12 protein-coding genes are annotated in these 13,555 nt (G+C 65.4%); 6 read left to right on the forward strand and 6 right to left on the reverse strand.

The features are described 5' to 3' along the window. The first annotated feature begins 292 nt into the window (after window positions 1-292). The 6 genes from INQ40_RS01820 (at window position 293) to INQ40_RS01845 (ending at window position 7,812) form a co-directional block, all read left to right on the forward strand. The gene (locus INQ40_RS01820) at window positions 293-3,220 is read left to right on the forward strand and encodes a type VI secretion system Vgr family protein (protein ID WP_194341320.1); all 2,928 of its coding nucleotides are present in this window, start codon (window positions 293-295) and stop codon (window positions 3,218-3,220) included. Between the two features lie 3 nt (window positions 3,221-3,223). Continuing rightward, on the forward strand, window positions 3,224-4,132 hold the full coding sequence (locus INQ40_RS01825; RefSeq protein ID WP_194341322.1) for a DUF4123 domain-containing protein: 909 nt from the start codon (window positions 3,224-3,226) through the stop codon (window positions 4,130-4,132). 70 nt (window positions 4,133-4,202) lie between these two features. Beyond that, window positions 4,203-4,721: a hypothetical protein gene (locus INQ40_RS01830; RefSeq protein WP_194341324.1), complete on the forward strand. Its 519-nt coding sequence runs from the start codon at window positions 4,203-4,205 to the stop codon at window positions 4,719-4,721. A 76-nt stretch (window positions 4,722-4,797) separates the two neighbouring features. Beyond that, a complete protein-coding gene (locus INQ40_RS01835; protein WP_228482085.1) occupies window positions 4,798-6,222 on the forward strand; it encodes a DUF2235 domain-containing protein in 1,425 nt (474 codons plus the stop codon). 45 nt (window positions 6,223-6,267) lie between these two features. Continuing rightward, a complete protein-coding gene (locus tag INQ40_RS01840; RefSeq protein WP_194341326.1) occupies window positions 6,268-6,381 on the forward strand; it encodes a T6SS immunity protein Tli4 family protein in 114 nt (37 codons plus the stop codon). Window positions 6,382-6,432: 51 nt separating this feature from the next. After that, entirely contained in the window at window positions 6,433-7,812 is a 1,380-nt protein-coding gene (locus INQ40_RS01845) for an MATE family efflux transporter (RefSeq protein WP_228482087.1), read from the forward strand. Here the strand turns inward: INQ40_RS01845 and purH are convergent. From purH to accB, 6 genes are all read right to left on the reverse strand, one after another. Continuing rightward, the gene (gene purH / locus INQ40_RS01850; protein WP_194341328.1) at window positions 7,784-9,352 is read right to left on the reverse strand and encodes a bifunctional phosphoribosylaminoimidazolecarboxamide formyltransferase/IMP cyclohydrolase; all 1,569 of its coding nucleotides are present in this window, start codon (window positions 9,350-9,352) and stop codon (window positions 7,784-7,786) included. The two genes, INQ40_RS01845 and purH, sit on opposite strands and share 29 nt — an antisense overlap. 54 nt (window positions 9,353-9,406) lie before the next feature. Next, window positions 9,407-9,679, reverse strand: a complete 273-nt coding sequence (gene fis, locus INQ40_RS01855; protein WP_193985732.1) for a DNA-binding transcriptional regulator Fis — start codon at window positions 9,677-9,679, stop codon at window positions 9,407-9,409. A gap of 118 nt (window positions 9,680-9,797) precedes the next feature. Next, entirely contained in the window at window positions 9,798-10,331 is a 534-nt protein-coding gene (locus INQ40_RS01860; protein ID WP_194341329.1) for a DUF3426 domain-containing protein, read from the reverse strand. Window positions 10,332-10,769: 438 nt separating this feature from the next. Further along, entirely contained in the window at window positions 10,770-11,693 is a 924-nt protein-coding gene (gene prmA / locus INQ40_RS01865; protein ID WP_194341331.1) for a 50S ribosomal protein L11 methyltransferase, read from the reverse strand. Between the two features lie 7 nt (window positions 11,694-11,700). Next, window positions 11,701-13,068 carry an acetyl-CoA carboxylase biotin carboxylase subunit gene (gene accC, locus INQ40_RS01870; protein WP_193985737.1) on the reverse strand — a complete coding sequence of 456 codons (1,368 nt, stop codon included), beginning with the start codon at window positions 13,066-13,068 and terminating at the stop codon, window positions 11,701-11,703. Between the two features lie 10 nt (window positions 13,069-13,078). Beyond that, the gene (gene accB / locus INQ40_RS01875; protein WP_193985739.1) at window positions 13,079-13,546 is read right to left on the reverse strand and encodes an acetyl-CoA carboxylase biotin carboxyl carrier protein; all 468 of its coding nucleotides are present in this window, start codon (window positions 13,544-13,546) and stop codon (window positions 13,079-13,081) included. Window positions 13,547-13,555 lie beyond the last annotated feature (9 nt).

Here is a 13,555-nt window from a genome sequence, read left to right on the forward strand (position 1 = left end):
TGCTGCTCATCGCAGAATCTGATCGGTTTCACGGGCTGCTCCGTTAGAGCGGGACTACCGGCGTGCGCGCCGTCGGGCGTGCTGCCAACAGCGGCCCAAGCGTGCGTCCTGTGTATATCAGGGCCGGGCGAAAGCCCGTGTGTTGGGCACCGTCGCCGGACCCACACCGTTTCGCGGTAAAAACCTACGCTTGCGCGTGCATTCCGGTCACCAGGGCACCCGCTTTGGGCGCCCGCCACGGATGCAAGGCGTCGGCCACTGCCCTAGTATTGAGCTGTCCATGGAGAGGCACATGAGCAGCGGAGTATCTGTTCCCCAGGCCGTGCTGGCCGCATTGTCCCGGTATCGCGACGCCGACCGCCTGTACGCACTGGCCGTGGGCGGCGCGTCGTCCGATCTGATCGTGGAGCGCTGGCTGGGCCGTGAGAGCCTTTCGCAGGGCTTCGAGTGGTGGATTGACGCGCTCTCAACCGACGCCGGTCTGGACCTGGACGCGCTGCTCGGCCAATCGGCCACCTTGTCGACCCGCGCCGCGGACGGCGGACGCATCCCGCGGTCGGGACTGATCCGCCAGGCCGAGTGCGTCGGCAGCGACGGCGGCCTGGCCAGGTACCGCCTGTGCCTGGTGCCGTGGACCTGGCTGCTCACCCAGGGCCGCCACAGCCGCGTGTTCCAGGACCGCACGGTGCTGGAGATCGTCGAGGCGGTGTTCGATGACTACGCGCCGCTGGCCAACTGGCAGGCCGGCGACGAGGTCGGCCCGTTCCTGGCGCAGGTGCGACCGCGCAGCTATTGCGTGCAATACCGGGAAACGGATTTCGACTTCGTCAGTCGCCTGCTTGCGGAAGAGGGCCTGGGTTGGCGGTTGCAGGAGACGGGCGAAGGTGGTCACGAGCTGGTGCTCTTCGCGCGCAGCGGCGATGGCCCGCAGGATGAAACCGCTGAAGTCGTTGGCGGCATCCGTTTCCACCGCAGCGACGCGACCGAGTCCAGCGATACCGTGCAGGCCCTCGGCGCGCAGCACTCGATTACCGCCACCGACATCACCCTGCTCAGCCACGACTACAAGAGCATGTCGCTGGCGGCCGGCGTTCCGATGGATGAAAGTGCCAGCGACCTGCAGCTGGAGTCGTATGACCCCACCGGTGCCTACAGCTTTGCCAGTCAGGCCGAGGCCGCGCGCTACGCCGGGTTGCTGGCAGATGCGGCACGAGCGCAAGGGGCGCGCTGGCTGGGGCGCTCGACGGTGCGCAGCTTTCGCGCAGGCCAGTGGTTCGCGCTTACCCAGGCGCCGGTCAACGGCGATGCGCCGCCGGAGCTGCTTCTGGTGGACATACAACAGGCCGGCATCAACAACCTGCCCGACGCCGTGCGCGAGGGTGCTTCGGAGCATTTGGGCGCCGCGCCGCCGATCGCGGAACCGGATGCCTTTGGAGCGGGCGGGGATCGCGCGGCGTCACTTTCGGCCGGCACGGGCGCCTTGATCGCGTCCGCTGCAGATGGGAACGGATCGGACGCAAAGAACTGGCAGGCAATCTGGGCCCGCGCCGAAGCCGTCGGCTATGGGAACAGCTTCATTGCCGTCCCGCGCGAGCTGCCCTGGCGGCCAGTGCTGGCTGATGACACCGGGCGGCGCATCAACCCGCGCCCGACCGCGCTCGGCTACCAGAGCGCCATCGTCGTCGGCGATGGTGGCTCCCCGCACGCGTCTGGAGTGAAGGAGTTGCACTCCGATGCACTCGGCCGCGTGCGGGTGAGGTTCCACTTCCAGACCGACCAAGGCACTTCGACTGCCGCCGACAGCTGCTGGCTGCGCGTCGCCCAACGCTATGCCGGCCCCGGCGTGGGCAGCCAGTTCCTGCCGCGCATCGGCCAGGAAGTGCTGGTGGGCTTCCTGGACGGCGACATCGACCGCCCGATGGTCGTCGGTGCGCTGTACAACGGCCAAGGCGAAGGCGGCATCGCCCCGACCCCGGGTGGTGCGGCCGCTTCCACCGACGCCAACGACCTGTTTGCCCAAGCCGCCGACCACCGGGCCAGCGCCCAGGCCAACCGCGCCGGCGGCAACGCGCCCGCATGGCACGGCATGAGCGCGGACGCCGACGGCCACCGTAACGCCGCCGCGATGAGCGGGTTCAAATCCAAGGAGTTCGGTGGCGATGGCCATAACCGGTTGGTCTTTGACGACAGCGACGGCCAGCTGCGCCTGCAACTGGCGACCACCCATGCCGCCACCCAGCTCAACCTGGGCCACCTGATCCATCAATCCGACAACTACCGCGGCAGCTTCCGTGGCGAGGGCTTCGAGCTGCGTACCGACCAGTGGGGCGCCGTTCGGGGCGAGCGCGGCCTGTGGATCAGTGCCACCGCCAACGATGGCGAGGCCCCGGCGGGCGAACACGTCGCCGCATTGGCTCTGTTGAGGCAGGCCAGCCAACTGGCCGGTTCGTTCAACGAGATAGCCACCACCCACCAGACCGTCCGTTTGGCTGCGCATCAGGGCGCGACAGCCGCCAACAGCTCGCGACTGATAGAGAATCAGGCCCCGTTGGAGGCACTGCTGGCAAGCGCGGGAACCGTGGTGACCGGTGCCGCGTTCGGAGAAGGCACTAACGAAGCCCCCGAGCGCAACCCGGCCGGTGGTGACGGCCGCGTTCCCCACAGCGGTGACGCCATCATCGGACTGACGGCCCCCGCCGGCATCGGAATCGTGGCGGGTCAGAGCCTCCACTGGAGCGTCGGCGAGACCCTGACGATGGCCAGCGGCGAGGACAGCAACTTGGCCGTCGCCGGCGACCTGCGCATCCACGCCGGCCAGGCGGTCGGCTGGCTGGCCGGCGCAGTGGACGGCAATGTCACCAGCGAGCACGCGCTGGCACTGGTGACCGCCGAGGGCGAGCTGGACATCCAGGCGCAGAAGGACGAGATCAAGCTGCAGTCACGCGACCAGCTCAAAGTGGTCAGCGCCAACGCCGAGGTCGATCTTGCCGCCGGCAAAACGGTGCACATGGCCACCAGTGGCGGCGCGAGCATCACCATCGAAGGGGGAAATATCGTCATCGAATGCCCCGGCAACATCACCGTGCATGCGGCGAAGAAGTCGTTTGTGGGGCCAACCACCTTGAATCGCGAATTCGTTGCTTGGCCCGAAAACGAGCGGGATGCCCCGTGCATGGAGCAAGCTGCCCAAACCAACAGCGCCTTTATCAGGGTGGACTGAGCAATGGAAGCCGGCAAACTCCAATCGCCTGATGCCCTTCAAAAGTGGGTGTTCGGTGCCTGCCCAGCGGAAAGCCGCTGTGTCGCGCTGATCGACCCGTCCCGCTATCCAGATACCGACGCCTGTAGACAAGCGCTGGGTTTTGGCGAGGAATCTTTTGCCGCGCTGCCCAATCTTTATGCCAAGTATTCGGCATCGGTACGCGCAAAGGGTCCGCGGCTGTTTACGGCGCCGCTCGAGGCCCCCGGATGGGAGCGCATTTTTGCCGAAGCATTCCACCGACAGGCAGCCAGCTTTCTCGTGATGCTCCAGAGCGAGGGTCTTCTGGAACACCTGCTCCAGCGCGTCCGCATGCCGCAACCTGCCGGTGGTAACGCGTTGTTCCGCTTTCAGGATGTAGTGGTACTTTCGACGCTGTCCCCGCTATTGAGACCCGACCAGAAGCGAGCACTCCTCGGCCCCGCATCGCAGTGGCTGATGATCGACCTGTGTTCGAACCCGGTGGCTATCGAATCACCCGGAGCCGGCGTGTCCAGCCCGCCGGTGCTGAAGCTGGACCAACAGCAACTGGAAGCGCTTGATCTTGCACTAGTGCCACTGACGATCATCTTTCAGGCAAACGAAACCGACTCGACACTGTTGGCCGGCATGGACAAATGCGAGCAGGTCGATTTGATACAACGGCGGATGCATCACGCGCACATGCACGGACTGAGCCGCGAGGAGGACGTTGCCCTCTACTGTGTGCTTAGTCTCCAGCTCCCGGAAGGGTTCGACCAAGTTGGCCCTGTCGCTGAGGCTTTGAAACGCTCGCGTGTCCATGGAACGGGATTCAGCGAAGAAATCGACCGGGTTCCCGTGGAACGCTGGCGTGAGTTGGATGAGGTTTTGGATGCGCTTCATAGCGAATGATTTTGTTGGGCTAGTTGCGTCCTTCGCACGGGTACGTGGGATAACGTTAGGGAGAATGTTAGTGGGGAGAATGTCGACCATTTCCGCCATGTTGTGGGTGCTGATGTGGCCCGCTACTGGCTGTAGCCAATCACGCGTCGACCATAAGATAGATGGGCTGACGGGTGTTGTTTTCAACTACTCAGATGAAGTGATTGCCGAAGTTCGCGTAGACGGAGAGCTGGCTGGTACCGGCTATGAGGCGGTGCGACCAGGGAACGTCACTGGTGGCGGCGGAAGCTGTTGCATGGCGCTTGCGCCTACGCTCGATACGGTCCCGGTAGAGATCACCCCAGGAATAGCTGATCCGTACACAGTCCAAGCGACGATCGAGAACCCATGGCCGAAAGGCGCAAGCACGGCAATCGTGCACGTGCTTCCAGGGCGCCGAGTTGTCATCGAAACGACCTTGGGTATCGGAATCGGCCCGCGCAGTGATCTTCTAAATGCGCAGCTGGAAGCGCTAGGGATCGTAAAAGAAGTGGATATTGACTGGATGATGATTCCAGAGCGATATCAGTATTCCGAGTACATGGAGCGTGGACGGTAGGGGTAACACTGTCCCTCTATTATTTAAACGGAATTTAACTAGCGCCGGAATACGACGTTGAGCGCGTTGAGACTACATGGAGGTGGACAATATGAGCGGTGAGGACGAAGTGATCGGCCCGCGCGTCCGGGCCGTGGAAAATATGGTAGCGCGAGCCAGGGAGAAGACTGGCAAAAGGTCCGGCGGTCCCGCGTGCGTCAACTGCCGTGTGACCCTGTGGATCAGCTTTTTCTTTGACGGGACGGGAAATCATCGTGAAAACGATTTTCCCCGAAATCACAGTAACGTAGCTGGGCTGTTCGATGCTCATGTCGATGATCGACGAGGGGCAGTCCTGAGGTATTACTACGAGGGAGTCGGAACTCCATTCGAATTTGAAGCGCGGCATGAAAGAGTCGCAGTCCCAACGAAGGATTCAGTGCGTTGGGTTGACAAGGCCGGTTACAGCGAACGAGACAGTCTCTGGAACAAGGGATTTGGCGACGGATTGGAGGTCCGACTAGAAAAGGCGGTGTTTGATCTCCAGTCCGCAATCGACCATCAACAGTCGCTGACTCGGGTCGACGAGATAAATCTTGCAGCCTTCGGATTTTCTCGCGGTGCAACTGAGGCCCGTGCATTCGTGAACTGGCTGGCCAGCCACAGCAAGGTCAAGCGAAAGGGTAGCGACCTGACCTATGACGGTGTTCCCCTGAACATTAAATTTCTGGGACTCTTCGACACTGTCGAGTCGGTGGGCGGCGCCGGTACGAACAAACGGCCGAAGTTGGTGAAGGTCAGTCTTCCTGGCTATGTGCAAAAATGCGCGCATATTGTTGCAGCCCACGAACTGCGCGATGCTTTCCCGCTGACCGGCTTGGGAACCAATCGGTACACGCAGATCGTCCACCCCGGTGCCCATGCGGACGTGGGCGGTGGCTATGCTGACCGGGAGCAAGGGCGTCATGACAAATTGGCACGATTGGCGCTTCTACAAATGCTCGACCACGCGCGCGGAGCCGGTTTGAAGATGAGATCCCTCTCGGAGATGCAGAGGTCAGAGCTTTGGGGGCGGACGTACCGCCCATCCTTCGACGTGCCCCCCGAGCATCATGCTGCATTAGGCAACTACATGCGGCACGTTAAGCGAAAGAACGGCACATTGAGTGAGGTTTTCAACTCGCATATGGAGTTGTACTGGTCTTGGATTGATGCCGGGCTGGCGATGGAAGACGTGGAAATGAAACGCAAGGCACTGACTAACGGTTACGGTAATCCTGACGACAAGCAGTTCCGCAGGATGGCGCATCTTTTACGCTTTCTTGCCCGTACAGAAGCCGGGCGTGGAGGATCGAAATTCCCGCCACAGCGCGGTGTGGTGCCAACCGCTGTCGAATTGTTCTTCGAGCGCTATGTACACGATTCATTCGAGCACTTCTCCCTGTCCGGTGGTACCAAGATGACGGACTTCAGCAGCGCCAATTACTATGAACTTCGCCGGATTCATGCTCCTCGGGCTTGATTGCGCATTTCAACCACAGACGAGGATGACGGGGACGGCGAGATAATGGACGCACCGTTCCGTGACGACGCCGAGGCGCTGGCCTTGTGGGACTCGATCCTGAGCACACTTCGCCTGCGCTCCGGCGCAGTCAATCCCGGTGGCGCCGACCTTCGATAGGCGGCCCGTCTGCGTGTTGTAGATAGGCCTCGGGGCGCTTGAGCGGGCATCATGCCCGTCATGCCGGTAGTGCCACCCCTGAACGCCTCCACCATCACGCGCCGCGCGATCGCGCGGCAGGCGTGGCCGATCATTCTTGCCAACGCGGCGGTGCCGACGCTGGGACTGATCGACACCGCTGTGATCGGGCATTACGGCAGCGCGGCGGAATTGGGCGCATTGGCGCTGGGCGCGTTGCTGTTCAACTTCGTCTACTGGAGCTTCGGGTTCCTGCGCATGGGAACTACCGGCTTCACCGCGCAGGCGGCAGGCGCAGGCGACGAGGCGGAGGTGCGTGCGACGGTCGGGCGCGCGATTTTGCTGGCGGTTGGCTTGGGCGTTGCGTTGATGGCGCTGCAGGTTCCGACAACCTGGCTGTACTTCGGGCTGATGGACGGCAGCGACGAGGTGGAATCGATATCGGAAGCCTATTTCCGTGCGCGCATCTGGGGCGCGCCGGCAGCGCTGGCGCTGTTCGTGTGCAGTGGCTTGTTGATTGGGCTCGGGCGCAGCCGGACATTGTTGGGCGTGCAGTTGCTGTTGAACGGACTGAACGCGGGGCTCGACATCTGGCTGGCGGGTGCACTGGGGATGGGCGCCCGCGGCATCGGGCTTGGCACGGCCATCGCGGAGTGGCTTACCTGCGGCGTGGCGGTGTTGGTGGTGGTGCGTCTGCTGCGGGAGCGGCATCACGACAAGGAGCCATTCCTGCCATGGGTGCGGATCCGCAACCTGGCCCGACTGCGTCAGGCCATGGCCGCCAACGGCGACATCATGGTGCGGACTTTGTGCCTGTTGTTCGGCTTTGGCTGGTTCGCCAACGCCGGAGCCCGCTTCGGCGATGTGGTTCTCGCTGCCAACCACATCCTCTTGCAGTTGGTGTCCTTCAGCGCGTTCTTCCTGGATGGCTTCGCCTTTGTTGCCGAAGCACTGGTGGGCGCGGCTTGGGGGGCGCGTGATCGGGCCGGGTTCTCCAGAGTGGTGCGCCTGAGCAGCCAGCTGGCCGCGGGTACCGCGCTGGCCCTGGCCGGGCTGATCCTGCTGTTCGGGGCAGCCGCCGTAACCGGCCTGACCACGCTGCCGGCGGTGCGCGAGGTGGCCATCGCGCATCTGCCGTGGACGGCGCTGTACGTCGTGTTGTCGGTCGCGGCGTTCCAGCTCGATGGCGTATTCATCGGTGCCACGCGAACGCGCGAGATGCGCAACGCGAGCCTGCTGTCACTCGGCGTCTACCTGCTCGCCGCGTGGCCCATGACGGCCTTGTGGGGCAATCACGGGCTCTGGGCGGCGTTCGTGGTGTTCGTCGTCGCCCGCGCGCTGGCGCTGGTGCCGTACTACCGGAAGCTAGGCAGCAGTCCCGCACTCAATGGCGGAAGTGGCGCACTCCGGTGAACACCATCGCGATGCCGTGCTCATCCGCAGCCGCGATCACTTCCTTGTCGCGCATCGAGCCGCCGGGCTGGATGACCGCCTTGATGCCGGCCGCCGCGGCCGCATCGATGCCATCGCGGAAGGGGAAGAACGCGTCGCTGGCCATCACCGAACCCGGGACCGACAGGCCTGCTTCCTCGGCCTTCAGTCCGGCGATCTTTGCCGAGACCACGCGGCTCATCTGGCCGGCGCCGATGCCGATGCTGCGCAGGTCGCGGGCGTAGACGATCGCGTTGGATTTGACGTACTTGGCGATCTGCCAGGCGAACATCAGGTCGTCCAGCTGCGCCGCGGTGGGCGCCAGGGTCGAGACGACGGTGAGCTCGTTGCGGCTCACCTGGCGGTTGTCAGCCGACTGCATCAGCAGGCCGGAACCGATGCGCTTGAGGTCGAACCGGTTCCGCCCGTCGCCGTGGGGGATCTTCAGCACGCGCACGTTGGCCTTTTTGGTGCAGTAATCCAGTGCGCCCTGCTCGTAATCCGGCGCGATGAGCACCTCCACGAACTGCCGGTCGAGGATCGCCTTGACCGTGGCTTCGTCCAGGGTGTGGTTGAACGCCAGGATGCCGCCGAATGCCGAGGTTGGGTCGGTCGCAAACGCCGCCTCATAGGCCTCGGCGTTGCCGGCCGCGACCGCGACCCCGCACGGATTGGCATGTTTGACGATTACGCAAGCCGGCGCGTCAAACTGGCGCACGCACTCCCAGGCGGCATCGGCATCGGCCAGGTTGTTGTAGCTCAGCTCCTTGCCCTGCAGCTGGGTAAAGGTGGCCAGCGTGCCGGGCAGCGGATCCGCGTCGCGGTAGAAGGCGCCTTGCTGATGCGGGTTCTCGCCATAGCGCAGGTCCATCACCTTGATGAAATGGCTGTTCTCCTGCGCCGGGAACACGGAGCGAGTGCCATCTTCGCTGACCGATGACAGATAGTTGCTGATGCACGCGTCGTAGGCGGCGACACGGTTGAATGCCGCCACTGACAACGAGAAACGGGTTTTTGCCGACAGCGCTCCGTTGTTGTCCGCCAGCTCGCCGAGCAGGGCGGCGTACTGGGCCGGATCGGTCGCCACCGCGACGCGGGCATGGTTCTTCGCCGCCGAGCGCAGCATCGCCGGCCCGCCGATGTCGATGTTCTCGATGATGTCTTCCATCGAGCTGTCGGGATCGGCCGAGACCCGCTCGAACGGATACAGGTTCAGCACCAGAAGGTCGATCGCATCGATGCCGTGCTCGGCCATCACCGCGTCATCGGTGCCCGCGCGCCCCAGCAGGCCGCCATGGATCACCGGGTGCAGGGTCTTGACCCGTCCGTCCATCATCTCCGGGAAGCCGGTGGCCTCGGACACGTCGGTCACCGCCAGGCCCGCCTCGCGGATCGCCTTGGCGGTGCCGCCGGTGGAGAGCAGCTGCACGCCGTGGGCGGTCAACGCGCTGGCAAGATCGATCAGGCCGGTCTTGTCGGATACGGAAAGCAGGGCGCGGCGAACGGGAACAAGGTCGGTCATTGCGGGCACGGGGGGCTGCGGTGGGGCAGCCATTGTAAGGGCGCCGGCCGCGGGCTAGACCAGGCCGTACTCGCGCAGCTTCTTGCGCAGGGTGGCGCGGTGGATGCCCAGCATCGCGGCGGCGCGGCTCTGGTTGCCATCGCAGTGCGTCAGGACTTCGGCGAACAGGGGGATTTCCAGCTCGCGCAGGGCGATCTCGTAGAGGTCCGCGTTCGCGCTGCCGTCCAGGTCGCGCAGGTAACGACGGATCGACGTGGCGACGTGATCGCGCAGCGGCACCCGGTTGCCGGAGCGGATGGTGTCGGTGCGAGTGGCTGCAGCATTCAAGTCGTGTCCCCCCAGACAGTGACCGCCTGTCGCGTACGGTGCGCCGCGTTATGCGGGGCGACGACAGTCGATGAGTCTAGCCTGCGCGGCCGCCCGGCAAAACCCGCGGCAGTGCTTTTCATCGGAAATCGAAGTTGAAGGCGACGATCGGCGTCGCCGGTTCCGCGATCCGGAACGAGACGCTGGCGCTCTGTCCGGAGGCGAACGGCGCCTCGCGCGCGGCGTCGGAATGGTAGTCGGCCGGCTGCAGCATCGTGGCGGCCACCGCCTGGCCGTTGATGTCGGTCAGTTGCAGGTAGAGGACAGGCCAGGCCTGCGGCAGCGGGGCGTCGTTGCGGAAGCTGGCGCTGACCTGGAGCACGCCGGACGCGGCGGATGCCGGGCGAACATCGCGCGCAAGCATCGTGTAGGCGGCCGGCTGGTGCCACAGCGGCACCTCGCAACCCAGCGCCGCGCATACGCTGGCGATGACGGGGCGCCAGCGCGCACTGGCCGCCAGCTCGGCCCGCTGCAGCAACAGCAGTTGCAGGATCAGGAGTGCGGCAAGCAGGCCGACAGCAACGATCCATGGCCAACGCGGTCCGTGGAAGCGGGTCGGTGTGCCGATGGTGCGCGCGAAGGTCGGGCGCCGGTGGGCGGGACGCGCTTGCACGACACTCGAGGGGTTCGCCGCGGCGGCCGGTGACGCAGCGGTTGCGGTGGCGTCGACCGTGGACCCCGGGCCGGGCGCAACTGGCGTCGCGACACGACCCGGCTCCTCGCCATGACCCGTCGGATGAGCCGACGGCGCCGGGGGCGATGCCACGCTCCCGGAACTTGCCGCGGCGATCTCGGCGGGGCGGACCGGCGTCGTCTCCTGCGTGTCGTTGGCGTCTGCCCCTGTGGGATCAACGGCGTCGTTAGAGACGGCGGCGTCCAGCGGTTTGCCGCAGCGCGGACACGGCTGCGAGGCGTCGCCGCGACCGACGATGAGCGCAACCAGGAATCCGCAGTGGGGGCAGGGCACGAACATCGCTGCAGTCTAGCCGAGGCTCGCGGGCAGATGACTGCCTGCAAGGCCTGCGCAATCAATCACGCGCAGGCGGGTGCGTCAGCGCCGACGCACGCCGTCGATGCGGATCCAGTCATCCAGCTGCGCGACCTGCAGCTGCTCAAAGGCGCCATCGAATCGCGCGACGACCTCGTCCTCCTGACCGGCGAGGATGCCCGACAGGGCGATCCGGCCGCCGGGAGCGACGCGGACGGCCAGCTCGTCGGCCAGCGAAATCAGCGCGGAGGCGAGGATGTTGGCGACCACGACGGGATAGCGCATCGCGGCCGGCTCGTCCTCGGGCAGGTAGACCGCGAGGCGGTCGCGCACGTTGTTGCGCTCGGCGTTGTCGGCAGTGGCGATCAGCGCCTGGGGGTCGTTGTCGACACCGACCGCGCCGGCCGCGCCGAGCTTCAGCGCCGCCAGCGCGAGGATGCCCGAGCCGCAACCGAAATCCAGCACGGTGGCATCGTCCAGCTCGCCGCGTCCCGCCAGCCCGTCCAGCCATTGCAGGCAAAGGGCGGTGGTCTGGTGCGTGCCGGAGCCGAATGCGAGGCCGGGATCCAGCCGCACCACGGCACTGCCGTCGCGGTCGGCGCCTTCGGGCAGCGCATGGTTCCACGGCACGATCCAGGTGCGCTCGCCGAATTTCAGAGACTCGTACTGGTCCATCCAGGCCCGTTCCCAGTCCTGGTCAGCGACCTCGCGGAATTCGACATGTGACCAGTCGATGCCATCGTCGGCGACCTCCAGCGCGTGCAACAGCAGTTCGCGCGGCGTGGTGCCGGGAAACAGCGCGGTCAGCGACAACTCGGCCCACAAGGGCATCGCGCCAACACCGGGCTCGAAGATCGCCTGCTCGTCGGGCGCGTCGGCGTGGGCATCGCTGAGGGTGACCGCCAGCGCGCCGACATTCTCCAACGCCCGCTCGTAGCGGGGCTGCTCGACTTCGGTGCACGGCAGGGTGAGTTCCAGGAATGGCATGGTCGGCTCAGCTGATCGCCAGCGACTTGTCCTTCTGTTCCTTCAGGCGCCGCTCCAGGTAGTGGATGTTCTGGCCGCCCTGCTGGAAGCCGACGTCGGCCAGGATGCGCTGCTGCAAGGGGATATTGGTCTTGATGCCGTCGATCACCATCTCGCTGAGGGCCACGCGCATGCGCGCGATCGCGGTCTCGCGGTCGGGGCCGTGCACGATCAGCTTGGCAATCATGGAGTCGTAGTTCGGCGGCACGCGATAGCCGGCATACAGATGGCTGTCCACGCGCACGCCGGGACCACCCGGCACGTGGAAGTCGGTGACCAGGCCCGGGCTGGGCATGAAGGTCTCCGGGTCCTCCGCGTTGATCCGGCACTCGATGGCGTGGCCGCTGATGACGATGTCTTCCTGCTTCAGGCGCAGCTTCTGGCCGCTGGCGATCATCAGCTGTTCGCGGATCAGGTCGATGCCGGTGACCATCTCGGTGACCGGGTGCTCGACCTGGATGCGGGTGTTCATCTCGATGAAGTAGAAGCGGCCGTTCTCGTACAGGAATTCGAACGTGCCCGCGCCGCGGTAGTCGATCCGGATGCAGGCGTCCACGCAGACCTTGCCGATTTCGGCGCGCTGCTCGTCGGTGATGCCCGGCGCCGGCGCCTCCTCGACCACCTTCTGGTGGCGGCGCTGCATCGAGCAGTCACGCTCGCCCAGGTGGATCGCGTTGCCCTGGCCGTCGGCGAGGACCTGGATCTCCACGTGGCGCGGGTTCTCCAGGAACTTCTCCATGTAGACCATGTCGTTGCCGAACGTGGCCTTGGCCTCGGCCTTGGTGGTCTGGATCGCGGTGACCAGCGCCGCCTCGGTGTGGACCACGCGCATGCCGCGTCCGCCGCCACCGCCGGAGGCCTTGACGATCACCGGATAGCCGATCTCGCGGGCGATCTTGATGTTGGTCTGCGGGTCATCGCCCAGCGGGCCGTCGCTGCCGGGCACGCAGGGCACGCCGGCTTCCTTCATTGCCCGGATGGCGGCGACCTTGTCGCCCATCAGGCGGATCGTCTCGGCCTTGGGGCCAATGAAGATGAAGCCCGACTCCTCGACGCGCTCGGCGAAGTCGGCGTTCTCGGCCAGGAAGCCGTAGCCCGGGTGGATCGCCTGCGCATCGGTGACCTCGGCCGCGGAAATCAGCGAGGCCATGTTGAGGTAGCTCTCGGGCGAGGGCGCCGGGCCGATGCAGACGGATTCGTCGGCCATGGCGACGTGTTTGAGGTTGCGGTCCACCGTGGAGTGCACCGCGACGGTATGGATGCCCAGGGCGTGGCAGGCGCGCAGGATGCGCAGCGCGATTTCGCCGCGGTTGGCGATGACGACTTTGTCCAGCATTGCCACGGCCTCAGCCGATCACGAACAGGGGCTGGTCGAATTCGACCGGCTGACCGTTCTCGGCCACCACCTTGAGGATGGTGCCGGACGCATCGGCCTCGATCGGGTTGAACATCTTCATCGCCTCGATGATGCCGATCGTCTCGCCGGCGGTGACCGTCTGGCCGACCGTGACGAACGCCGGCTTGTCCGGCGAGGGCGAGGTGTAGAAGGTGCCGACCATGGGCGCACGCACAACGTGGCCGTCGGGCAGCTCGTTTCCGGCGGCGACGCTGCCGCCGGTGGCGGCCTCGACCGGCGAGGCCATCGGCATCGGCGCTGGCGCGGCCGCCACCGGCTGCTGCGGCGCCGACGCCATCACGGTGCCGCGCGGGGTGCGCGCAAGGCGCACGGACTCTTCGCCTTCCTTGATCTCGATCTCCGCCAGGTTGGACTCTTCCAGCAGGTCGATGAGTTTCTTGATTTTGCGCAGGTCCATGGGAGGTCC

It is taken from the genome of Lysobacter sp. H21R4 (assembly GCF_015277535.1).
Lineage (GTDB): Bacteria > Pseudomonadota > Gammaproteobacteria > Xanthomonadales > Xanthomonadaceae > Novilysobacter > Novilysobacter ciconiae.